Genomic DNA, 23,370 nt, shown 5'->3' with positions numbered 1-23,370 from the left:
TTGTTTGTTTTTGTTAGGAATAGACAAAGACGCCCCTGCCGACGAAAGTCAGTTTCACGCGAAACGCAGGGATACTTCCGAGCCGACGGTGCTGGACCCACTGTCGGCTCTTTTTAGACTACAGGCATTCGTGGTTAACTCATAGGCGTTTCTGTTAGTAATCCTGTGGCTGGCTAACTTCCAACGAGTGGGGCAACTCCACTTTTTTCATCGTGGGTAAGATTAAATGAATCAGGACCCAACCGATTAAGTACGAGGAACTGGCAATCAGAAAGAGGGGTAAATACCCATATTTGACCCGGATAACGCCCGCTGCGGCTGCCAGTAATACCCCTCCCAATGCCCCAGCCATGCCGCCAATACCCGTTACCGATGCCACCGCCGAGCGAGGGAACAAATCAGCCGCGAAGGTGTACATGTTGGCCGCCCAACCCGTGTGGGCCGCCGTTGCCAGCGAAATCAGGGCTACGGCTACGTAAATACTGTGTGTGGTGGACGCTAAACTGATGGGAACTACACAAAGCGCACAGATGAACAGCGTCGTTTTGCGGGCGCGGTTCAGCGACCAGCCCATGCTTAGAAATCGGGACGATAACCACCCAAAAAATACACTGCCCACGTCCGACACAATGTAGATGACCAGAAACGGCAACCCAATGGTTTTCAGGTCAAGCTTTTGGTCGAGGGCTTCGTTGCTGTTAAAAAAATCGGGTAGCCAGGTGAGGTAGAACCACCATATAGGGTCGGCCATGAACTTACCGATGGCAAAGGCCCACGTTTGCCGGAATTTCAGGAGTTGAAGCCAGGGTATTTTCGGCGCAGTCTCTTCGTTCTGTTCGGTAGCATTATCCGATTGAATATGAGCGCGTTCGCTATCAGAAAGTGCCGGGTGGTTTTCGGGTTTGTGATAAAATTTCCACCACAGCAACAGCAGAAGTAATCCTAAACTGCCGGTCACTAAAAACGAAGCCCGCCAGCCGTAGCGGAGCGTCAGATACGGCACCACCAGCGCGGTAATCATAATCCCGACGTTGGCCCCCGCATTGAAAATGCCCGTTGCTAAGGCGCGTTCTTTCCGGGGAAACCACTCGGCTACCGTTTTGATGGCGGCTGGAAAATTGGCGGCTTCACCAATGCCCAGTGAGGCCCGGAGCCACCGTAAACTACCCAGCGAACCCGCCAGCGCGTGCAACGATGCGGCTATACTCCACAGGAAAATCCCCAGACTGAATCCGCGTCGTGTCCCAATCCGGTCAATCAGCCAGCCCATCGCCAAAAAGCCAAAGGCATAGGTGAACTTGAACGCCGAATCGACGTAGCCCATCTGAATTTTGAACGCATCATTGATGGCCTGACTCAACGGAGCATCTGCTGCTACGCCCATCATCTCTTTTTTAAATCCAGCGTCTATCATCGTGAACGACAGCACGTTCCGGTCGATGTAGTTGATGGTGGTGGCGGCAAAGAGCAGGCTAAGAATACGCCACCGGACGCTGGAGTGTAGGCGCATACTCAGTTTGTTTGCTGGTAAATACGCTGCGATTTGTCTAAGAAATCGGCCGAGTCAGAAATGCCTTTAGTACCTGCTTTCAGAATCATGTCGTCGTCCACAACATCCAACGGCGTGTAACTTGATTCCTGAACCGGCAAGTACGCTTTGTTATCAATACGGTTGTAAGCCGAGATAATCGACCAGCGGGGATTCTCGGAGGTATTTTGCCCCGAACTGTGCAGCAAATTAGAGTGAAAAAACAGCGCGTCGCCCGGTTCCAGTTCGCAGTAGACCACGTCTTTTAATTTGGCGTATGCATCAACCTTGGCCTGGTCGGCCCCGACCTGTTCGCCCGTATTGAGGTGTTCGACGCGGCCCATTTTATGCGAACCCGGCAACACCTGCAAACAGCCATTTTCGATGGTCGAGGGCGTGAGGGCAATCATGACGCTGAGCATATCGGGGAACAGAAACCCGTTTTTATACCAGTAGCCGTAATCCTGATGCCACTCCCAGGCCCCACCCGTGCGCGGGGCTTTCTGCATCACTTTGGAGTGATAATGCGCCACGGCCCCGCCCAGTAACTGCTCCACAGCGGTTACCATCCGGCGGCTGCGCGACATCATGCCGTACACATCATCGCCGGGCGTATACCACAGGGCCAGCCGCGTTTTGAAACCGCTGGCATCTAATAATTCATACGATTTTTCGGAAATGACCGTATCGCTGACAGAGGTTTGGTGAAGTAATTCGGCTTCTTCTTTGGTGAAAAGTTGCCGAACCGCCACGTAGCCCTGCTCGTGGTATTCCTGAATTTGCTGTGCTGTCAACATAATGATATAGTGTTTATTGCTTTTCGGCGGCATACCGTTTTTTGTAGGCCTGCCAGGTTTGAACTGACTGGTTGAGATGGACCGTTTTTTCCTGTTTGATATTGTAGCACTGCAACCCAACCGGACCCTGGAAACCCATGTCCCAGAATGTTTTCAGAAAACTGTACGTGTCGTATTTGCCTTCGCCGAGGGGTTGAATCAGCGTGTTCCAGATTTTGCTTCGGTCGTCGGAAGGCGGTGGAAAATCGGCTCCGTTTACGCTCACGGCAAATAAATACGGTTTAGCTTTGGCCGCCCACATCGGAAAATTTTCGACCGGATTCTGCCCGGCATTATACTGCGTAGCTAAATAATGGGCCAGATTGAACGTAATCCCCACATTTGGGCGGTTAACTTTTTTCGTCAGACTAATGCCATGCTCCACCGTTTCGAGCCAGAACCAGACGTGATGATAGAGCGTCACTTTCAACCCATACCGCTGCGCCATATCCGCAATTTTCTGCACAATTGGCACCGCGATGGCGTCGTTTTCGACCGACGAGGGCTTGTATTTTTTGCTGGTGATAAACAACCAGGGCATGGCCTGCGTCCCCTGAATGGCGCGGAAGGTTTCTTCCAGACGCGGGTCGAAGGGCGTTTTCTCATCGTCCAGATTCACCTCTACATATATCGTGTAGAGTTTCAGGTGATTGGCTTTCAGTGCCTGGTAGAACTCGGGGAAGTTGTTGAGCCGGTTTTTCTCGACCCCATCGAACCCCATTTTGGCCGCCAAAGTCACCTGCGCTTCCGGCGACTTATACGCCGATGTATCGCTAAGTCCATTGTTCATGACAAAAAATGGGCTTCTGACTTCGTGGGTCTGCGCGTTACTATTCTGGCTGATTAGGGCCAGGCAGATAATCAGGATAGTAAGCACTTTACAGGCTGTTCCGTTTGTCATTTTTCTGAGTCTTTAGTAGGGACCTGGCTCAATAGGTTGAAGGGAAATGTTCTAGTGGTGCCGGTTTCGTTTCAGTGGTGTCGGTTTCTCAAAACCGACACGTGAAGTTTCTTAAAACTTGGCCTGTGGTACGACGAGGTTTCTTGAATCGCAACGGCGAACCGTCCTCGCTGTGTCAGGTTTAAGAACCTGACACCACTAACGAGAACCGGGCCGAGGTCCGGCTGATACCACAGATTACGCTTACCAGCCAAATGTGTTTTTTACATACGACCGACTCACTTCCCAAACTTCGTGCAATGGTTTTTTAGGTACATAATTCGCGGGAAAAGCCAGTTCGATTGCCGCATTTCCACTGAAGTTTTTGGCCTTCAGGGCCTTCGCAATCGCCGGGAAATCGGTAGTTCCCTGCCCGACCGATTCGGTCCAGACACCATCGGCATACTGGTCGCGAATGTGGAAATACGTCATCCGGTCGCCGTAGGTATTGATGAACGCAACCGGGTCTACGCCCGCCCGAATCAGCCAGTTCAAATCGGGACCTAACCTGATGTCGGGCAGTCGGGCCAGCGTACCTTTCAGGTCGTGCAGCCCATTTTCGACCTCGTATGTGTGATTGTGCAGGTTTGGCTCGATGTTGTACTGTTTACAAACCTGGACGATTCTGGTCAGTAATTCGGCCTGTGCATCTAATTCAGCATCCGTTTTTTGATGCTTTGCATTGCCCACGGACAGTCCCAGATTTTTGCCTTTCAATTGGCTAAGTCGCTGAATAACGGTGGTTATGTCGGCTATAATTTCCGCGTGTTTTGCGGTGTTCCACATATCGGCCCCGTAAGAACAGCCGGTAATGGGCAGTTTATATTGGGTAGAAAGCTTGCCGATGCGTTCCACGGCATCGTCATGCCGAAGATTAACCGCCATCAGTTCAATACCATTGATGCCGGTTGCCTGCACATCTGCAAAGGCGCGTTCTAAATCTGGCGTCGCGTCCCAGTTGGGTGGGTGAGCACTGGCATATATCCATAAGTGGGCGCTTATTTTTGGGGTAGTTGGCGCGAAAGCAACGCCCTGATAGCCATCCGTCAGAAAAAGCCCAGCCAGTACCGCGCCTGATTGTTCGAGAAAGCGTCTGCGGGAGGAGGATGTAGTCATGGTTAATGTTTTTTCTGGTTGGAAATGGCTTTTAGTGGTGTCGGCGGGGCCGCCCGCGCGGTTCTCAAAATCTTGCAGTCAGGTTTAAGAACCTGACTGCACAGTCTACTCACACGTTCCACGGATTCCTGGATAATGGAGCAGCCAGCAGCGCGTTGGCCTGATTGTTTCCGTCGAATAGCTCTTTCTCTGGATTCCAGGTTAGTTTTTCCTCTAACTGACAGGCAATCAGTCCAATCTGCGAAATGGAGATGTCCCGATGGCCCACTTCGATGGGAGTCATAGTGGGCTTATTGGCTTTAATACTGGCAATGAAGTCGCCCTTATCTGACAAATTTGTCGAGAAATCCAATTCCCCTTTTTCTGTCTGGTGTGAAAGAATTTTAGGGTTGCTGGCTGTGGTCGTGCCATTATAGCCATCCACCAAAATCCACCCGTCCGAACCCGTGTATTTCATGCTTGGTTTGCTGGTGGGTGTCTGCTGGCAGGTCATCACCACCCCGTTGGCATAGCGGTAGCTTACCTCGAAATTAATCAGGGTGTTCCACAGACTTTTGGGAAATTCGCCCTTTCCCACTACCTCAACCGGCCCCGTGTATTCGGTGTTATTGGCCCACTGCGCCATGTCGAAATAATGCGCTCCCCAGTTGGCAATCATGCCCTGGGCGTAGGTGCTGACCCGCATCCAGTTGGGGCGTTTCAGCAGGTCGAATGGCGTGTGTACCCGCATGTCCGTGTACGGCACGTAGGGAGCCGGGCCTAACCACATTTCGTAGTTTAGTTCTTTGGGTACGGGCATATCGGCCTGAATGGGAACGGGCGTCGGGTCGGACGGGAAAACGATGTCTATTTTCTGCAATTTCCCGATATGGCCGTTTCTGACCAATTCAACGGCCCGGTTGTGAATCCGCATCGAGCGAAACTCACTATCAGTGCGGTTAATAACACCCGCTTTTTTGATGGCTTCGACCAATTCCCGGCCCTGATGCACACTCAGACTCAGGGGCTTTTCGGAACTGATGTGTTTTTTCGCCTTAGCCGCCATAATGCCCATCGGTACGTGCCAATGGTCGGGGGTTGAAATCATCACCGCGTCAATGTCTTTGCGGTTAAGGATTTCCCGAAAATCGAGATGGGTCGAGCAGCCTTTGTACTTGCCAGATGGGGAATCTTTCGCATAGCGGCCATCCACTAATTTCCGGGCTTGTTCCATCCGCCACGAATCCACATCGCAGACGGCCACCACCTGGGCATCGGGCAGGTCGAGTAAGCCCGGTACGTTGGTAATCCCTTTTGCGCCCTGAAGATTCTGGCCGTATCCCTGTCGGCCGGTACCAATCATACCGACTGTAATGCGGTTTGACGGCGCATTTTTGCCAAACACCGAAGCGGGTACTATCGTTGGCATACCAAGCGTACCAGCGGCCACCGTGGTAACGGCTAATGTGCTGTTTTGGAGGAATTTTCTGCGGTCCATGGTATAATTTGGGATTTGGGATTTCTGATTTCGGAATTGCTGTCACCGGAGGTCAATCCGAAATCAGAAATCCCAAATCCGAAATCATTTTGTTTTTCTGATTTTGATAGTCTTGAACGCCACACTGTGGCCGTGGTCCTGGAGTAAAATGTGGCCTTCGGGAATCTGACCAAACCCCTGATAGTCGTTAAACTTGCTGTCGATAACGCCCTTTTTGAAGGCTTCTGAGTCCCGGTCAGTCGCTAAAACCCGCTGGCCGTCTAACCAGTGTTCAATCCGGTTTTTATGGACGATTATCCGCGACGTATGCCATACCTCCACCCGGACATCGGGCTTTTCAGCAGGAATCACGTCATAAATCGACCCGGTTTTTAAGTCCTGCGGCAGATGTTTGCCGTTGTAGATGTAGTCCGCATCGTCGATAAGCTGGTATTCATACCCCGCCTGCGAACCAGCAGGTTTTGGTTGACGCTCTTCAATGAAATATTTAACGCCACTGTTGCCACCCTTGCCCAGTTTCCAGTCGAATACCAACTCAAAACTTTGGTAGGTATCGACCGTCACAATATCACCGGCGTCGCCCGATTCGGCCCCATTACTTAGTTCTCCGCGCAGTTCGCCGTTGACTACTTTCCAGCCTGTTTTGGGGAAGCTATTTATGTAGGCACCGCGCCAGCCATTCGTCGTTTTGCCATCGAACAAGAGTTGCCAGCCCGCTTTTTGTTCGGCAGCACTCAACTGATTAGCCGATTGAGCCATTGAGAATTGGGCGATGAAAATCAGAATTCCGCAGTACCAGCACATACCAGATTGTTTCTTGCAAAATTCAAATAAGTTCCTGTATGATTCTAATAGACTTTTTGCAGAAAATATTGTTTAATTTGCAGGTAGTGTTATTTTTATCTGGTAATTGCAAACTATGAAACACTTAGCTCCTAATTCAGCTCTATGCGCCCGAACTTACTGACGGTTCCACAGAATGAAACCCGCTCGTTCGATTTGCGGCATGAGCAGGTGGCGTATTTCACCAATCCCTGGCATTTCCACCCCGAACTTGAACTTAACTTCGTGGTTGCCAGTGCCGGAACGCGGTTCATTGGGCAAAGTGTCGAGCAATTTGACAGCGGGGAAATCGTGCTGCTGGGGAAAAATCTGCCGCACTACTGGCGGAACGAGGCTGCTTATTATAAGGGAGAAAGTCCTCAGCCTGCCGAAGCCATTGTAGCCCGGTTCAATGACGATTTTTTGGGGAAAGACTTTTTCACTCTTTCCGAGACTCGTACTATCCAGCGGCTTTTTGACAAAGCTTCCTGTGGTCTGAAACTCAAAAAACCGCTTTACAGCCGTATTGCCGACCAGTTATACCAGCTCACTGAAAAAGAAGGCTTTGTCCAGTTAATGGCCTTTCTGAACATACTCTATGAAATGGCTACCCATCCTGACGACTGCGAAATTATCTCGCCAAACTACGTGCCAAGTCAATTGCTTATCAAACAAAACGAACGACTTAGCAAGGTCATTACGCATCTAATCGAACACTTCACCGACCCCGTTTCACTGAATCGGGTGGCTGAACTGGCCAATATGAATGAAGCGGCTTTCTGCCGGTATTTTAAGGCCCAAACCGGCAAAACACTCACCCAATACCTCACCGACCTGCGTATTCAGTATGCCTGCGACTTGCTGAGCAAAGGCGAAGATTCCGTAACGCAGGTTTGCTATCAGGTCGGCTTTGAGAATGTTTCGCACTTCATCCAGGCGTTCAAAAAGCAACGCCATCAAACGCCCTTCGAGTTTAGAAAACAAACGAATCGCTTATCGGAAAAGGGCTGATTAAGCTAAGCCGTATGGGAAACTGGTTGATAGAAACGCAAAAAAGACATAGCGTTGAGCCGGGCCGCCCTTGCAGTGCAAAAACATTAATTACCCGCTCTGGCTGTGTCTGGAAAAGTGCAGGATAGAGCCTGTCAACAACAGGAGGCCGATGCCAAGTATGAATAAATTCATTTGCCGACACAGCGACGCAGCACTAATGCTTCACCAAAATAGAGTAGGCTCTCCAAACAAACGTGTGATATACAACCTGAATTAATTAATCTTCAACACAGCCATAAACGCTTCCTGGGGAATCTCGACGTTGCCGACTTGCCGCATCCGTTTTTTTCCTTTTTTCTGTTTATCCAGCAGTTTGCGCTTGCGGGAAATATCACCGCCATAGCACTTGGCCAACACGTCTTTGCGGAGGGCACTCAAGGTTTCCCGAGCAATAATTTTCTGGCCAATGGCTGCCTGAATCGCGATTTCAAACTGTTGCCGGGGGATTAACTCGCGGAGTTTTTCGCAGAGTTTCTTGCCCCATTCATACGCTTTGTCGCGGTGAACAATGGCCGAAAGAGCATCCACCGGTTCGCCGTTGAGCATGACATCTAACTTCACCATGTTAGACTCGCGGTTATCAATGAACTCGTAATCCAGGGAGGCATACCCGCGCGAAATGGTTTTGAGCTTATCGAAGAAGTCAAACACTACTTCGGCCAGCGGCATCTCGAACTGCAATTCTACGCGGTCCTGAGTCAGATAAACCTGGTTCTTGAGCAGGCTGCGTTTGTCCATGCACAGGCCAATGATGGGGCCGACATAGTCGGACTTGGTAATGATTTGGGCTTTAATAAACGGCTCCTCAATCCAGTCGATGGTGCTGGGGTCAGGCATCTCGGCGGGGGCCGACACCTGCAGATTTTTGCCTTTGGTTGTCATCACCTCAAACCGCACCGAGGGAACCGTCGTGATAACAGTCATGTCGAATTCGCGTTCTAAGCGTTCCTGCACGATTTCCATGTGCAGCATTCCCAAAAAGCCGCATCGGAACCCGAAACCCAAAGCGGCTGACGTTTCGGGTTCCCACACGAGGGCTGCGTCGTTGAGCTGGAGTTTTTCCATGGCATCGCGCAAATCCTCGAACTCACTCGTTTCGACGGGGTAGATGCCTGCAAAGACCATGGGCTTTACCTCCGAAAACCCCTGAATGGCTTCGCTGGCCGGGCGGTCGAGTTCAGTAATGGTATCGCCAACTTTAACTTCCTTCGCTACTTTAATGCCCGAAATCAGATAACCCACGTCGCCACACTCGATTACGCTTCGGGGCACCTGCACCAGTCCCAGTGTACCGACCTCATCGGCGGTATATTCTTTGCCGGTGTTCATAAATTTGACCCGGTCGCCTTTGCGGATGCGGCCGTTCTTCACCCGGAAAATAACTTCAATGCCCCGGTAGGAGTTAAAATGCGAATCGAAAATCAGAGCCTGCAATTCACCGTTGGGATCGCCTTTGGGGGCCGGTATCCGCTCCACAATGGCCGCCAGAATTTCGGGAACGCCAATACCCTCTTTGCCACTGGCCGGAATAATATCGTCCCGATTACAGCCGAGCAGGTCCACCATTTCGTCTTTGACTTCTTCGGGCATGGCGCCGGGCAGGTCAATTTTGTTCAGCACCGGAATAATGACCAGGTCGCTGTTCATGGCCAGATACAGGTTCGAAATGGTCTGTGCTTCAATGCCCTGTGCGGCATCTACCAGCAAGAGTGCACCCTCGCAGGCCGCAATTGAGCGGGACACTTCGTAGGAAAAGTCAACGTGGCCCGGCGTGTCGATTAAGTTGAGCGTGTAGATTTCGCCTTTGTGGGTGTAATTCATCTGGATGGCGTGGCTCTTGATGGTGATGCCGCGCTCCCGTTCCAGGTCCATGTCGTCCAATAGCTGGGCCTGCATGTCGCGGGCGCCAACAGTCTTGGTAAATTCTAATAACCGGTCAGCTAAGGTGCTCTTGCCGTGGTCGATATGAGCGATAATGCAAAAATTACGGATATGTTTCACAGAGGGGAATTCGTATAGTTCCAGGTTCAAGGTTGCAGGTTTCAAGTGTCAACAAGCAACTGGAACATGCAACGTTGAACCTGAAACAACCTTAATAAGGTGCAAAAATAGGCATAAAAAAACAAACGCCGGACTCATCGGGGAGCCGGCGTGTTCAATTACACTTCATCAACAAACTAAAATCAATATTGGTCAATTTGCCGGAACGCCGGAGCGACCAAAAGCTGTAGGAGGGGGACTCGAACCGCCCACGGTGCAGTTAGCTACAGTACAACTCTGGTGGTCAACCCCAGTCGCCTTAAAGGCGGCATTATGCTGCGTTTATCCTTTATCACCACCCCCGAGACAGGAGGGCACGTCTGCCAATTTCGACATCCTACAGTGTGAGGAAAATTGTCAAGAAGATCGGCGTGTGACCCCGCTCGATCAACTTAACAGGACAAAGATAGGCTGTTGTTGATATTTGTTGCAAATTTCTCATAAAAAAATCTTAAAATTTATAATTCATTTAAAATTTACATAGTTTTGTTGAGACTCATCAAAAATAGCTAAGAAATGAGCGAAAAAAATTTAGAAATTGATAATACTGATCTGAAAATCCTGAGTCTGCTCATGCAGGATGCCAACATGGCCTACACCGAAATCGGTAAACGCATTTTTGTGTCGGGTGGTACCGTGCATGTCCGAATGAACAAACTCAAACAAATGGGCATTGTGCGCGGGTCGCAACTGGTTATCGACCACGCCAAATTAGGATGGGACATCAGCGCGTTTCTGGGTATCTATTTAGACAAAAGCTCGTTATACGAGGAAGTCTCCCAACAGCTTGAGAAAATCCCCGAAGTGGTCAACGTACATTATACGACGGGTATCTACAGCATCTTTGCCAAAATTGTCTGTCGCGACACCCAGCACCTGCGCGAAGTGCTGCACGATAAAATCCAGAAGGTGAGCGGTATTCAGCGAACCGAAACGTTTATTTCCCTCGAAGAGAGCGTCAACCGCCCCATTCCGTTTGCGGAAGGTTAAGAGCATGGAGCAGGGAGCACGGAGCATGGAATACAAACGCAGAAACCCATGCTCCATGCTCCCAGCCCCGTGCTCCCCGGCCCCGTGCTCCCTGCTCCGTGCCCGTTTGAACCCTAAACCACTTCCGGCGCGTTATACCCCCCAACAACTCAAAACACATGCAACCTAAAATTCACGCAACGACGGTGGTCGGTATTCGGCACAAGGGACAGGTAGCCCTGGGAGCCGATGGCCAGGCTACGATGGGAAATACCGTTGCCAAGAGCAATGTTCGGAAGGTGCGCGTCCTGATGGGCGGCAAAATACTGGCTGGTTTTGCCGGGTCAACCGCCGATGCTTTCACGCTCATCGAACGCTTTGAAGAAAAACTTAATGCCTATGGCGGTAACCTGAAACGAGCCGCCATTGAACTGGCAAAAGACTGGCGGACAGACCGTTACCTGCGTAAGCTGGAAGCCATGCTGATTGTTGCCTCGAAAGATGATCTGCTCATCGTATCGGGTACGGGCGATGTGATCGAACCCGATCATGACATTGCAGCTATTGGCTCCGGTGGCATGTATGCTCAGTCGGCGGCCATCGCCCTGAAAAAACACGCGGCTGAGTTGACTGCCGAAGATATGGTTCGGGAAAGTCTGCACATTGCCGCCGATGTCTGTATCTATACGAACCATAATTTAGTCGTAGAAACGTTATAGAAAAGAAGCCGTTTTCTACCTTTGCTAAGGTAAGTAACCCGACGTTATGAACATTTCAGCTCAGTTCACTCCTAAACTAATGAACCGGCGTATTGCGCTCGGATTTGTTATTGCGATGGTGTTGATTGCGTCAGGCTTTGCCATCTCGTTTTATAGTTACAGCCGGTATCGCGACGATACGGAGCGGGTTAAGCATACCTACGAAGTGATTGGCGCACTCGAACGGACACTGTCGATGGTGAAAGATGTTGAAGCCAGTTCGCGAGGGTATGTTATCACCAACGATAAGGCTTATCTGGAGCCTTATAAAGCGGCTCTGCTCCAGTTGCCCGCCCAAATCGACCAACTTCGTATTCTGATTACCGATAATAAAAAACAGGTTCAACGGCAGGTTTTACTGGAAAAACTTATCAGCGATAAATTAGCGATAACCGAAGCCCGCATCGACGTTGGTGTTTTCGACCAGCGAAGCAATACCGTTAGTGCGGAAAGTCAGCGCCGAATGGACCTCTTGCGGAAGCAGGTAGCCCTCATGGTTGACACGGAGCGCGTATTGATGGAAGTCAGGAATCGGCAGGCCAACCACTCCTTTAGATACACCCTTGTTATTATTTTTTCCCTCTCGTTACTCACCTTTCTGGCGCTTGCCGTTTCCTACCGACTCCTGGAGCAGGAACTGGCCCGACGCCAACAAACGGAAGATCAGCTTCGTTCGTATGAAGATCAGCTTAAAAGCCAGATTCGGCAACTCGAAAGTTCCAACGAAGAACTGGAGCGGTTTGCCTTCGTGGCGAGTCACGATTTACAGGAGCCCTTGCGGAAGATACAGTCGTTTGCCAACCTGATTACCGACCGGTATGGCAATCTGTTCGATGCCGACAGCACCATGTTCATGGGTAAAATATCAGGTTCCGCCGAGCGAATGTCCAAGCTCATCAAAGACCTGCTGAATTTTTCGCGTATTTCCAGCCATCGGGAAAGCTTTAAACTGGTTGAGTTGGGTGGCATTATTCGCCGTATTCTGGACGATCAGGAGCTGCGGATCAAAGGGCTTGATGTGCAGGTAGAGGTGGGTAGTATGCCCGCCATCGAAGCTGTTGCCAGCCAGATGGACCATCTGTTTACCAACCTGATTTCCAATGCCCTCAAGTTCACACGGCCTGGCGTTCAGCCACTGTTGCGTATTCAGGCACAGATGGTAGATGGCAGTCGGTATGGTGGATTAAACGCCAGTCAATCGTATGCTGAAATTAGGGTGGAGGACAATGGCATTGGGTTTGACGAAAAATATACAGAACATATCTTTAAAGTTTTTCAACGATTACATGGCAAAAGCACCTTTGAAGGGACCGGTATCGGACTGGCCATCTGCAAGCGGGTTGTTATGTCGCACCACGGATACATCACGGCACATAGCCAGCCCAATCAGGGCACAACGTTCGTCGTTGTTTTACCAGAAAGCCAATTAGTACAACACTATGACCGACCAACCTCAACAGAAGCCCATTCATATCCTGCTGGTTGACGACGACGAGGACGACCGCTACCTGACTCGTGAAGCTTTTCAGCAGCATTACCCATCCAGCCGCATTTCATTTGCTGAGGATGGTGAGGAGTTACTGGATTTTCTGCGGTACGAAGGGCGGTACCAGGGGGCAGCGCATCCATTGCCCGAACTGATTTTGCTGGACCTTAATATGCCCCGCAAAGACGGCCGTGAGGCCCTGCGTGAGATTAAAGCGAACGACCATTTTCGTCACATCCCCATTGTGGTGCTGACGACCTCCGATGCAAAAGACGATATTGAAACGTCTTATTTCAATGGGGCAAATAGTTTCATTACCAAACCGCCAACCTTCCAGCGGCTAAGCGAGGTCACAAAAGCTATCGGACAATACTGGTTCAATGTCGTCACGGTCTGTGAACACCCGGAAGAATAGTGAAAGAGTGAATTACCGGCATTAGCCCTTCACTCTTTCACTCTTTCGCTCTTGCCCTGCAACCCCACCAGTCCCACAAAAATCTTTTCCAGCCCGCTCGTGACGACCCGGTTCTGGCCGGGGGTGAATTTGTTGACCAATAGGCAGAAGCTCATTGGTTCGCCATCGGAAGCGGTGAAGTAGCCCGCATAGGCCCTAACGCCCTCAATGGAGCCGCTCTTGGCTCGAATATTGCCCGCTGCGGGGGTTCCCCGTGCCAGGCTTCGCACCGTACCGGTCTGGCCTACCACCGGAATTGTTTCGTAGAATAACGGAAATGCGTTTTCCCGGCCCATCGCACTCAATATACCGGTCATGTTGTCGGCGGTGAGCGCGCCCACGGTTGATAAGCCGCTGCCATCCCGAATTCGAAAGCCCTCTACATTGGCCCCCTTATTCTTCCAGAAGTCAGTGAGCACGGTTAAACTGGCTTCCGTCGACCGGACGCTTTTATTCAGGGCCAGTGCCGTTGTCCGGAGCAGGGCTTCAGCGTACAGGTTAATGCTCTGAAAGTTTGTTTGCTGCACTAAGTCAATCAACGTTGCGGACTTGTTCTGATTTAATACGGTTCGTTTACCCGCTGACACTACGCTTGTCGATGAACCGCCACCCACCGAAACGGGCGGGCCGCTGATGGTTACATTCGCCTGAATGAGTTGATTCTGGAGGGCGTTGGCCGCAAAATAAGCCGGGTCGGGCAGGGCACCTTTCACGCTGAATTCATTGGCTGGTTCGCCAAGCGGCACTTTCCCCGTCAGCCATTGCTGGTTCATAAAGGGCGCCCCATAAATGTTCACCTGATCGCCGGTGTTGGCCGCGTCGGTTGTAACCGTATTGCGAAACGTCAGGTAGGGCAGGAGCGGATCAGTCCGCAGGACAGTAGCGGCTGTGCCAACCGATTTGCCCGGTCTGAAGAAAATACGGTACAGGTTCTCATTGATATTCAGCGCGCTCAGGCTGGCGCCGTAATAATTGCCCAAATCGCTGAATGGCCAGGAATCGGGGGTTGTTAGGTCGTCGTACAGACTGGCATCGCCCACGACCATGCCCTGAATTCGGCGGATGCCGGCTGCCCGAACGGCCTCCGACCAGCTTTTGATCAGCGCAGGTAAATCATCGTAATTCGCAAAACGCCAGCTACCCAGCGAAGGGTCGCCTGTGCCGCGAATGTAGAGGTTACCCGTGAGCACACTGTCCTGAATAGTTCCATCATACTCCAGGGTTGTGGTGTAGGTATAGTTGCTGCCGAGCACGACCAATGCCGTTGCCGTTGTAATAAGTTTCAGCGTCGAGGCCGAGGGCAGGCTCATTCGGGCGTTATAGCCAATGAGTTCTTCCCCGTCGCGTACCCGCCGAACCGACAGGGCGACCGTGCCAAAGCGGACCGCCGGGCCAGCCTGAAACGCTTCGACCAGGTTGATCAAATGCTGGGTAGCCAGCGAGTCGGGCGGTCGCTGCTCCTGCGAATAAGCGCTTAACGAAACCAGACAGGCCCACAAACTGGTAAGTAGACTGAGGCCTAAACAGGCTGAAAAACGGGGTATAAAGTGCATTTGGAAACAGTTAGGCGATTCGGGCGGTATTTCGTACTTTTGCAAACTTACGAAATTGGCGCCACCCGATCTGCGTTGTCCATCCATCTCAAGACATCAAATACACGACACTGAATAGTTAACGTTGTACGCATGAAATTATCATTTCTGGGGGCGGCCCGGCAGGTAACCGGTAGTATGTATCTGCTGGAGCTGGAGGATGATTACCGCATCCTGATTGACTGTGGTTCCGATCTGGAGCGCTCCAGTTCGAACGGTCAGACGGCCCCCGTCGTTACTCATCCGGGATTTTTTCCGTTTGAGGCTTCAGCCATCAATCTGGTGTTGCTGACCCACGCCCACATTGACCATTCGGGCAACTTGCCCAATCTGTTTCGCGAAGGCTACGAGGGGCAGATTCTGTGCACCGAACCCACCTTCGCACTCACCAATGTGCTGCTCAAAGATGCCGCTTCGCTGAACCAAAAACGCATCAACGAACTGAATGCCAGCAAGAAGTTGCGGGTGAAAGAACGGCAGTCGCAGATGCAGAAAGATTTGTTTCTGGATAAACAGGTCCGCGATGCGATGGAAAACGTGGTGCCCATTGCCTTCAACCGAAAGTTCAGGGTGGCCGATGGCGTCGATGTCACGTTTATTCCGGCGGGGCATTTGCTGGGCGCAGCGCACATCGTGATTAACGTGATGGAAAATGGCGAGCGCAAAAGCATCTGCTTTTCGGGCGATATTGGCCGGAAAAATTACCCGCTCTTAGTCGACCCCGCGCCCGTGCCACCGGTCGATTACTTAATCTGCGAAAGCACGTATGGTAACCGGCTTCACGAACACCATATGTCGCCCGAAGATGCTCTGGCCGATATTATTCAGCGGACGTGCATTGACATTCCGGGGCGGCTCATTATTCCGTCGTTCAGCGTTGGCCGAACTCAGGCGCTGCTGTACACCCTTAACCGGCTCTATACCGAGCGCGATTTTCCACCAATCCGGGTCTTTTCGGATAGCCCGATGGCGTTTGAGAGTTCCAAGATTTACCTGCAGCACGTAAAAATGCTGAGTGGCGAAGCCAAAGAGTTTTATAAGGAAAACGAAACACTGTTCGATTTTCAGAATTTCCAGTTTCTGGAATCGTCGAAAGCCAGTAAAGCTGTTTCGAACTACGGCGAACCGTGCATCATCATCTCCTCGTCGGGTATGGTACAGGGCGGTCGGGTGGAGTACCACGTTGCCGAAAACATCAGCAATCCCTACGCCACCATCCTCATTATCGGTTATTGTGCCGAAGGAACGCTTGGCTGGCGGCTGCTGAATGGACAGCAAACCCTGAGTATTAAGGGGCAAGACCATCAGGTACTGGCCAATATCGAAAAGATTGACGTGTTTAGCGGGCACGGCGACCGCAATGACCTGCTTAATTTTGTGGGGATGCAATCGCCCGAAACGCTCAAATGCGTTTACTTAGTGCATGGCGAATATGAGAGCATGGAATCCTTCAAGGCGACTCTGGCCGAAGATGGTTACCCGCAAGTGATTATCCCGAAAAAAGGCGAACGCTTTGACTTATAAATGATGAATTATGAATTATGAATGATGAGTTATGAGTAATGTCTTGTAGTGAGTCATTCATAATTCATAATTCATAATTCATCATTGAATGAGAACATACCTCGATTTTGAGAAACCCATTGCCGACCTCGAAGCGCGGCTGGAAGAAACCAAACGGTTGGCCCAAACCAGCAAGGTTGATGTGAGCGAAGCCGTTTTGATTCTGGAGCAGAGCATCGATAAACTGCGCCGGGAGATTTTCCAGAACCTCACGCGCTGGCAGCGGGTTCAGCTATCACGCCATCCCGACCGGCCCTATACGCTCGATTACATTTCGCTCATGTGCGACCAGTTCATCGAACTGCATGGCGACCGCACCGTTCGCGATGACCCGGCAATGGTGGGCGGTTTTTGCGAATTAGACGGCCAGACGGTGATGATTATTGGGCAGCAAAAAGGCCGCAACACCAAGCAGCGACAGTACCGCAACTTCGGGATGCCCAACCCCGAAGGCTATCGTAAGGCGCTGCGGCTGATGAAATTAGCCGAGAAATTTAATAAGCCCATCATCACTATGATCGACACGCCGGGCGCCTATCCGGGTCTGGAAGCCGAAGAGCGCGGGCAGGGCGAAGCCATTGCCCGCAACCTGAAAGAGATGTTCATGCTGACGGTGCCGGTCATCTGCATCATCATCGGCGAAGGCGCATCGGGCGGTGCGCTGGGCATTGCCATTGGCGATAAAGTACTGATGCTCGAAAATACCTGGTATTCGGTTATCTCGCCCGAAAACTGCTCCACAATTCTCTGGCGAAGCTGGGATTTTAAAGAACAGGCCGCCGAAGCCATGAAGCTGACCGCCCGCGATATGAAGCGGAACAAACTGGTAGACGAAATCGTCGAGGAACCGCTCGGTGGCGCTCATAATGACCATCAGCAAATGGCTAATCACCTGAAAACGGTCATTCTCAACACAATTGCCGAGCTAAGCGCCCTCGACCCGCAGAAACGCATTGACCAGCGCATTGAGAAGTTTTGCGACATGGGTATTGTGCTGGAATAAAGTTGTTTCAACCGGGCCGCCGGTGGGGTTTCCTGTTCGGGGCAAAAAAAGCCGCTGAGTTCTGCTTAGCGGCTTTTCTTATGTAGACAACCTGCTTCACCTGACCGGAATTGCAGCTAAACCCGGCTCAGCGTTGGCTTATGGAGGAAGTGGAGGTGCTTTTTCAACTATTTTTAGAAAAAAAGGATTAAAAACGATCAAAAGTGCCATTAGTATATACGTGCGCTTTGGTTGGGCCAGCCAACTTCTGACTGGATACAATCAGGCGTGTCTATTCTAATTAATCCAATATACGCTGTGCCGTCCGCCCTGATCCATACTGACCTGTGGTACGCTTTTCGTCAGGGAGACCAGATGGCCTTTCAGCAGATTTATCGATTATACGCCCGCGATTTGCTGAACTACGGCTATAAAGTAACGAATGATGTGCCTCTCATCGAGGATAGTATCCACGATCTGTTTATCGAGTTGTGGCAAAGTCGGGCCAACCTGAGCGATACCGACTCAATCCGGTTTTACCTGTTCCGGTCGCTGCGGAATAAAATTACCAAAACTCGCAGCCGGGATTTATTCTTCCAGGCATCAGACATTAACGCCGTGCCCATGCCGGTCGATGATTTTATTATCGAGAATAATCTCATCGAAGGAGAGGAGACCCAACGCATGCACCAGCAGCTTCGCAAGAGTTTTGCGCTGCTGACTTCCCGCCAGCAGGAGGCCCTGAACCTGCGTTTTTATCAACACTTCACCAACGAGGAAATCGCCCAGATTATGGGCGTCAACTACCAGTCTGCCTGCCGGTTCATTTACGCAGCCCTCAAAACGCTCCGCGAAGTCGTTCGGATTGTATCGGTGGGTCTGTTGTGGGTAGGATTGGCTGGTTTTTAAGGATACAACACTATGAACTATTATCAATTCAACGCAGAAGACCTGGCGGCCGACGATTATTTTAAGGAGTGGGTCTGCACGCCTACGTCCGATACAGAAGACTTCTGGACGCAGTTCTTAAACGAGTACCCTGAGCGGTATTACCAGGTGGAGGAAGCCCGGCAATTGATAACCGGACTTCGGGAAATTCAGCCGCAACCCGGACAGGCACACAGGGTCGAAACCATCTGGCATAAAATCGAACACACCCTGGAGCAGTCACGCCCGGTTCCGGTTGTGCGCTGGCTGACGGGGCAGCGGGGCTGGCAGGCGGTAGCCGTCGTGCTTCTACTTCTGGGGGCCGGGTGGTTGGGGAGGCAGCAACTAAAGAGCAGCCAGACGCCCAGAAAAGTGCTGACTCAGGCCGGTAGTGAGTGGACCGAAACCCTCAACGAAGCGAATCAGATCATGCAGATTCAACTGGCTGATGGCAGCCGGGTTAACCTGCAGCGGGGGGCGCGGCTGCGCTACCGGACGGAGCTGGCGGGTGCTCAGCGGGAAGTCTATCTGACAGGAGATGCTTTCTTTTGCGTTAAAAAGAACCCAAAGAAGCCCTTTGTGGTGTATGCCAATGGCTTAGTGACCAAAGTATTGGGAACAAGTTTTCGGATTAATGCACCGACCGATGCGTCGACGGTGACGGTGGATGTGAAGACTGGGCGGGTTTCGGTCTACCCCAACCAACCCAGCCGGGTACATGACCCCGAATCGAAAGGGATGGTGCTGACACCCAACCAGAAAGCCGTTTTTCACCGCGATGCCGCCACACTCGACAAGCTATTGGTTGAAAGCCCCAGCCTGCTCATTCCTAAAAAAGAACTGCAATTGTTTGTCTTTGATGATGCCCCCGTAGCCCGCGTGTTTGGGGCCATTGAGCGGGCCTATGGCGTCGATGTCATTTTTGACGAAGAAGTGATGCAGCACTGTACATTGACCCTGAGTCTTAACGACGAAGACCTTTTTCAGAAATTAAACGTCATCTGCAAAGTACTTGACGCGCAGTATAAACTCATTGATGCCCAGATTGTCATCTACAGCAAAGGGTGCCTTACCGGGAATTAATTGCTTCTAACTCTCTAACAACCAACGATCTGATATGCCGAGCCGCTAAGGAGTATTCCTGAAAAAAGCACCAGCCGTGCTCGTAACACGACTGATGCCAACACCCCCATGCTTTTGGTCAGTGAATCATCCCATTCTGGACGCAGGGGCTTTTTTGTCTAAAAATTAACAAAAACACTTAAAGCTAATGAAAAAACCAATACCAGGTCAAACCCTCTTTTACCTCATGAAACTCACGCTGGTACAGGCACTTCTAACCCTGATTTTCTCGGGCGTTTCGCTGGCTTTCGATGCCACAGCCCAGGAAATCCTGACGAAGCGGATAAGCTTCCGGCTTGAAAATCAGGGCTTACGCAGGGTGTTCAAAGAAATCGAAAATCAAACCAACATCCGCTTTGCCTTTCGGCCCCGGCTCATTCCATATGACCACAAAACGACTATCATTGCTTCGAACGAAGCCCTGGGCGATGTACTGAATAAGATGGTCAAGCCACTCCGGCTCCGTTATGAGGTCGTGGGCCGGCAGATAATCATCAGCCCGATTCCGCAACCGGCTGAGCCGGAGGCTTCCCTGCGTCTGCTGAGTGGGCAGGGAATCTTATTCAGTGTTGCCGACCAGCCCGTTACCGGTACTGTTTCCGATGAAGCTGGTCAGGCGCTGCCGGGGGTGAGTGTGGTCGTAAAAGGAACGAGCCGGGGAACGTCGACCGATGCCGCCGGCATGTTCCGGCTTTCCGTGCCCGACCTGAAATCGGTGCTGGTGTTTTCCTACGTTGGCTATGAGCCGCAGGAGATTGCGGTCAACAACCAGACGGTTTTTACCATTTCCCTGAAAACGGACAACAAATCGCTGAACGAGGTGGTTGTTGTGGGCTACGGTACTCAAAAGAAAGCCGACCTGACGGGCGCTATTGCCACCATCTCGGCGGATAAACTCAGGAGCCGTGCTGCTGTATCCTACGGAGAAGCCTTAGTGGGGCAAATGGCGGGTGTGCAGGTGCAGCAAACCAATGGCGCCCCCGGGGGCGAAGGCTTAACCATCCGGGTACGGGGCACGGGGTCTATTGCTGCAGGCAGTAATCCGCTCTATGTCATCGACGGCTATCCGATTGATGGCAGCGCCTTTTCGCTTGTCAACCCGTCTGATATTGAAAGTATTCAGGTATTGAAAGATGCCTCGTCGACGGCGATTTATGGTTCGCGCGGGGCCAATGGGGTCGTTATCGTGACGACCAAAAAAGGCAAAATTGGCGCTCCTGCCATTTCCTTCAACACGTTTTATGGGGTGCAGCAGGTGGCCAAAAAAATAGCCGTCATGAACACCCGCGAGTACCTTCAGTTTTTCAAAGATGGGCATAACCAGGCCTGGTTAGACCGTGCAGCGCTGCCCGGCGATGCTCCGCACACGATCAATGACCCCAACGCCATCCGGGAAAAATACACCAACTCCAGTTTCTACGTCATCCCCGAAAATTTTAATGACCCCAACAATTTCCCGGATAATAACTGGCAGGATCAAATTTTCAGAACGGCCCCTACCCAGCGCCATGAACTGTCCGTAACGGGGGGCGTCGACAAAACACGGTATGCGGTTTCGGGCAGCTATACGAACCAGCAGGGTATTCAGATCAACAGCGATTACAAACGCTACAACCTGCGGTCGAGTATCACCTCGAACCTGAGTAAAAAACTGGAGGTCGGTGTGACCATCAGTGGCTATTACTCCGAAAACAACAGTGTTGATAACGGAAAAGACAGCCCCCTGGCCTACTCACTTTATTTGCCTCCTATCTACCCGCTCCGAAACGCCGATGGCACCTACGGTTCGCAGGTGCGTAATTCCGAAATCTGGGCGGGCGACGTGGCCAATCCGGTCGGCATTGCTGAAAACATTACCAACTACACCTCCCGAAACGGTCTTATCGCTTCGGGCTATGCTCAGTACGAACTCCTGGATGGCCTGACCTACAAAATAAGTCTGAACGGCTCGCTCGAAAATCAGCGGCTTAAATACTACCGGCCTTCGTTTGTGGATACTGATGGCTCCCGCGCGCCTAAAACCGCCGATGCCCGCAACGAAACGACGATGGCCCGGGACTGGCTCGTGGAGCAGACGCTGAATTACAGCAAAACTCTGTTTACCAAACACACAATCAACCTGCTGGCGGGCTATACGACCCAAAAATCATATGGTGAATTTGCCCGGGTAAATGCCCAGAACTTTCCGAACGATGTGGTTCGTACCTTGAGCGCGGGGCAGATTGTGGGTGGCACCAACACAGAAAACCAGTACTCCCTGATTTCGTATTTAGGCCGGTTTAATTATGCCTACGACGACAAATACCTGTTTACGGCCAGTATCCGAACCGATGGGTCGTCTCGGTTTGGGGCCAACAATAAATGGGGTACATTCCCCTCCGTTTCGGCGGGCTGGCGGGTCAGCAGCGAATCGTTTATGCGAAACGTTCGCCCGATTAGCGACCTGAAACTACGGGGCAGTTGGGGCTTAGTGGGCAACAACCGAATTGGGGATTATGATGCCATTGCCCGCACCAGCACCGGCTATAATGTCCTCAATAATGGGCTGGTCAATGCCGTTAGCCCGATTAATTACCCGAATCCTGACCTGGGCTGGGAAAAAACCCGGCAGTGGAACATTGGCTTCGACCTGGGCCTGCTGAACGAACGGATTCGGGTTGAGGCCGACTTCTACAACAGCCGCTCGGTCGATTTACTGCTCAACGTGCCCGTGCCGACCCTGACGGGCTACGGCACCCAGCTTCAGAACATCGGCCAGATTGAGAACAAAGGCATGGAATACCTGCTCAGGACGCGCAATACAGTCGGCGCCTTTAAATGGTCGACCGATTTTACTAGTTCTTTTAATAAAAACACAGTGCTGGCCCTCGGCCCCGACCAGCGGCCTATTTACGCGGGCGCGCCCAGCGCGGGCAATACGTTTATCACGACCATTGGTCAGCCCATCGCGACATTTTACGGCTACCAGTACGACGGTGTCTTTAGAAATCAGGCCGAACTGGATGCGGCTCCGCATTTAGCCAACGACTTCCCCGGCGACCCCCGCTACGTGGATGTCAATAAAGATGGAAAAATCACGGCGGATGACAAAACGTTCCTCGGCAACAATCAGCCTAACTTTATCTTTGGCTTCAGCAATGATTTCTCCTACAAAGGCTTCGATCTCAACATTCAGTTGACCGGGTCGCAGGGGGCCAAACTGTTTAGTTTCTTTAACCGGATGGTCGGCATCTATCATGGCGACCGCAACGGGCTTGTCAAATTAAACAACCGCTGGCGTTCTGAAACGGAGCTGGGGTCGGGCGATATTCTCCGGGCCAACCGCGACCCTAAAGGCCTACAAAAAGAGCCGTCGAGCTACTGGGTGGAAGATGGTTCGTTTATGCGTATCCGAAACGTATCGCTGGGGTACTCTTTCGATAGCGGCATTGCGAAATACCTGCGGGTCAAAGGGTTACGAATTTATGTTACGGGCCAGAATCTGTACACTTTCACGAAATATCCGGGTTACGACCCCGAAACGAGCAGCGAAGGGGGCGGTTTATCGCGCGGTGGTGATTACTTAGGCTACCCTTCGGCCCGCACCCTCATTGCGGGTCTTAACGTAACGTTTTAACTAAATGAATAATGAATAATGGACAATGAACTACTTCTGATTACCAGCCATTATTCATTATTCATTATTCATTATTCATTATTCATTAT

The 23,370-nt window shown here is 51.4% G+C and carries 18 protein-coding genes; 10 read left to right on the top strand and 8 right to left on the bottom strand.

Going from position 1 to position 23,370, the window contains the following annotated elements; all coding sequences use genetic code 11:
* Positions 1–154 precede the first annotated feature (154 nt).
* From ACYVI1_RS22210 to ACYVI1_RS22185, 6 genes are all read right to left on the bottom strand, one after another.
* A complete protein-coding gene (locus tag ACYVI1_RS22210; protein ID WP_460913010.1) occupies positions 155–1,510 on the bottom strand; it encodes an MFS transporter in 1,356 nt (451 codons plus the stop codon).
* Positions 1,511–1,512: 2 nt separating this feature from the next.
* The gene (locus ACYVI1_RS22205) at positions 1,513–2,325 is read right to left on the bottom strand and encodes a phytanoyl-CoA dioxygenase family protein (protein WP_460913009.1); all 813 of its coding nucleotides are present in this window, start codon (positions 2,323–2,325) and stop codon (positions 1,513–1,515) included.
* Between the two features lie 13 nt (positions 2,326–2,338).
* Positions 2,339–3,265, bottom strand: coding sequence for a sugar phosphate isomerase/epimerase family protein (locus ACYVI1_RS22200; RefSeq protein ID WP_460913008.1), 927 nt, complete (start codon positions 3,263–3,265; stop codon positions 2,339–2,341).
* A gap of 243 nt (positions 3,266–3,508) precedes the next feature.
* Positions 3,509–4,420, bottom strand: a complete 912-nt coding sequence (locus ACYVI1_RS22195) for a sugar phosphate isomerase/epimerase family protein (RefSeq protein ID WP_460913007.1) — start codon at positions 4,418–4,420, stop codon at positions 3,509–3,511.
* Positions 4,421–4,529: 109 nt separating this feature from the next.
* Positions 4,530–5,897: a Gfo/Idh/MocA family protein gene (locus ACYVI1_RS22190; RefSeq protein ID WP_460913006.1), complete on the bottom strand. Its 1,368-nt coding sequence runs from the start codon at positions 5,895–5,897 to the stop codon at positions 4,530–4,532.
* Between the two features lie 84 nt (positions 5,898–5,981).
* On the bottom strand, positions 5,982–6,701 hold the full coding sequence (locus ACYVI1_RS22185) for a 3-keto-disaccharide hydrolase (protein ID WP_460913005.1): 720 nt from the start codon (positions 6,699–6,701) through the stop codon (positions 5,982–5,984).
* Positions 6,702–6,845: 144 nt separating this feature from the next.
* Between ACYVI1_RS22185 and ACYVI1_RS22180 the strand changes: the two genes are divergently transcribed.
* The gene (locus ACYVI1_RS22180) at positions 6,846–7,730 is read left to right on the top strand and encodes an AraC family transcriptional regulator (RefSeq protein WP_460913004.1); all 885 of its coding nucleotides are present in this window, start codon (positions 6,846–6,848) and stop codon (positions 7,728–7,730) included.
* 255 nt (positions 7,731–7,985) lie between these two features.
* Here the strand turns inward: ACYVI1_RS22180 and lepA are convergent, their stop codons facing one another.
* Positions 7,986–9,773, bottom strand: a complete 1,788-nt coding sequence (gene lepA, locus ACYVI1_RS22175; RefSeq protein WP_460913003.1) for a translation elongation factor 4 — start codon at positions 9,771–9,773, stop codon at positions 7,986–7,988.
* Between the two features lie 555 nt (positions 9,774–10,328).
* On the opposite strand from lepA, the gene ACYVI1_RS22170 reads away from it, so the two are divergent.
* From ACYVI1_RS22170 to ACYVI1_RS22155, 4 genes are all read left to right on the top strand, one after another.
* Positions 10,329–10,802, top strand: coding sequence for an Lrp/AsnC ligand binding domain-containing protein (locus ACYVI1_RS22170; RefSeq protein WP_460913002.1), 474 nt, complete (start codon positions 10,329–10,331; stop codon positions 10,800–10,802).
* 158 nt (positions 10,803–10,960) lie between these two features.
* Positions 10,961–11,500, top strand: coding sequence for an ATP-dependent protease subunit HslV (gene hslV / locus ACYVI1_RS22165; protein WP_460913000.1), 540 nt, complete (start codon positions 10,961–10,963; stop codon positions 11,498–11,500).
* A gap of 46 nt (positions 11,501–11,546) precedes the next feature.
* Entirely contained in the window at positions 11,547–13,025 is a 1,479-nt protein-coding gene (locus ACYVI1_RS22160) for a sensor histidine kinase (RefSeq protein WP_460912999.1), read from the top strand.
* Positions 12,979–13,440, top strand: coding sequence for a response regulator (locus tag ACYVI1_RS22155; protein WP_460912998.1), 462 nt, complete (start codon positions 12,979–12,981; stop codon positions 13,438–13,440). The genes ACYVI1_RS22160 and ACYVI1_RS22155 overlap by 47 nt, the downstream gene beginning before the upstream one ends.
* A 29-nt stretch (positions 13,441–13,469) precedes the next feature.
* Here ACYVI1_RS22155 and dacB read toward each other — a convergent pair whose 3' ends face one another.
* Positions 13,470–15,032, bottom strand: a complete 1,563-nt coding sequence (dacB, locus tag ACYVI1_RS22150; protein WP_460912997.1) for a D-alanyl-D-alanine carboxypeptidase/D-alanyl-D-alanine endopeptidase — start codon at positions 15,030–15,032, stop codon at positions 13,470–13,472.
* A gap of 132 nt (positions 15,033–15,164) precedes the next feature.
* Between dacB and ACYVI1_RS22145 the strand changes: the two genes are divergently transcribed.
* From ACYVI1_RS22145 to ACYVI1_RS22125, 5 genes are all read left to right on the top strand, one after another.
* A complete protein-coding gene (locus ACYVI1_RS22145; protein WP_460912996.1) occupies positions 15,165–16,595 on the top strand; it encodes an MBL fold metallo-hydrolase in 1,431 nt (476 codons plus the stop codon).
* A gap of 88 nt (positions 16,596–16,683) precedes the next feature.
* Complete coding sequence (locus ACYVI1_RS22140; protein WP_460912995.1) at positions 16,684–17,637, top strand: acetyl-CoA carboxylase carboxyltransferase subunit alpha; 954 nt, start codon at positions 16,684–16,686, stop codon at positions 17,635–17,637.
* 297 nt (positions 17,638–17,934) lie between these two features.
* Positions 17,935–18,525: an RNA polymerase sigma factor gene (locus ACYVI1_RS22135; protein WP_460912994.1), complete on the top strand. Its 591-nt coding sequence runs from the start codon at positions 17,935–17,937 to the stop codon at positions 18,523–18,525.
* A 12-nt stretch (positions 18,526–18,537) separates the two neighbouring features.
* Positions 18,538–19,626 (top strand): FecR family protein, encoded by a 1,089-nt coding sequence (locus tag ACYVI1_RS22130; protein ID WP_460912993.1) that lies wholly within the window; start codon positions 18,538–18,540, stop codon positions 19,624–19,626.
* A gap of 226 nt (positions 19,627–19,852) precedes the next feature.
* Positions 19,853–23,281, top strand: coding sequence for a SusC/RagA family TonB-linked outer membrane protein (locus tag ACYVI1_RS22125; RefSeq protein ID WP_460912992.1), 3,429 nt, complete (start codon positions 19,853–19,855; stop codon positions 23,279–23,281).
* Positions 23,282–23,370 lie beyond the last annotated feature (89 nt).

It is taken from the genome of Spirosoma areae, assembly GCF_054781775.1.
This window is presented reverse-complemented; position numbering and strand designations above follow the sequence as displayed.

Coding starts and splice junctions, on each gene's coding strand:
- hslV (WP_460913000.1), top strand. CDS start 10,961: ATGCAACCTAAAATTCACGCAACGACGGTGGTCGGTATTCGGCACAAG.
- ACYVI1_RS22145 (WP_460912996.1), top strand. CDS start 15,165: ATGAAATTATCATTTCTGGGGGCGGCCCGGCAGGTAACCGGTAGTATG.
- ACYVI1_RS22200 (WP_460913008.1), bottom strand. CDS start 3,265: ATGACAAACGGAACAGCCTGTAAAGTGCTTACTATCCTGATTATCTGC.
- ACYVI1_RS22190 (WP_460913006.1), bottom strand. CDS start 5,897: ATGGACCGCAGAAAATTCCTCCAAAACAGCACATTAGCCGTTACCACG.
- ACYVI1_RS22205 (WP_460913009.1), bottom strand. CDS start 2,325: ATGTTGACAGCACAGCAAATTCAGGAATACCACGAGCAGGGCTACGTG.
- dacB (WP_460912997.1), bottom strand. CDS start 15,032: ATGCACTTTATACCCCGTTTTTCAGCCTGTTTAGGCCTCAGTCTACTT.
- ACYVI1_RS22125 (WP_460912992.1), top strand. CDS start 19,853: ATGAAACTCACGCTGGTACAGGCACTTCTAACCCTGATTTTCTCGGGC.
- ACYVI1_RS22210 (WP_460913010.1), bottom strand. CDS start 1,510: ATGCGCCTACACTCCAGCGTCCGGTGGCGTATTCTTAGCCTGCTCTTT.
- ACYVI1_RS22170 (WP_460913002.1), top strand. CDS start 10,329: ATGAGCGAAAAAAATTTAGAAATTGATAATACTGATCTGAAAATCCTG.
- ACYVI1_RS22130 (WP_460912993.1), top strand. CDS start 18,538: ATGAACTATTATCAATTCAACGCAGAAGACCTGGCGGCCGACGATTAT.
- ACYVI1_RS22140 (WP_460912995.1), top strand. CDS start 16,684: ATGAGAACATACCTCGATTTTGAGAAACCCATTGCCGACCTCGAAGCG.
- ACYVI1_RS22160 (WP_460912999.1), top strand. CDS start 11,547: ATGAACATTTCAGCTCAGTTCACTCCTAAACTAATGAACCGGCGTATT.
- ACYVI1_RS22195 (WP_460913007.1), bottom strand. CDS start 4,420: ATGACTACATCCTCCTCCCGCAGACGCTTTCTCGAACAATCAGGCGCG.
- ACYVI1_RS22155 (WP_460912998.1), top strand. CDS start 12,979: ATGACCGACCAACCTCAACAGAAGCCCATTCATATCCTGCTGGTTGAC.
- ACYVI1_RS22180 (WP_460913004.1), top strand. CDS start 6,846: ATGCGCCCGAACTTACTGACGGTTCCACAGAATGAAACCCGCTCGTTC.
- ACYVI1_RS22185 (WP_460913005.1), bottom strand. CDS start 6,701: ATGTGCTGGTACTGCGGAATTCTGATTTTCATCGCCCAATTCTCAATG.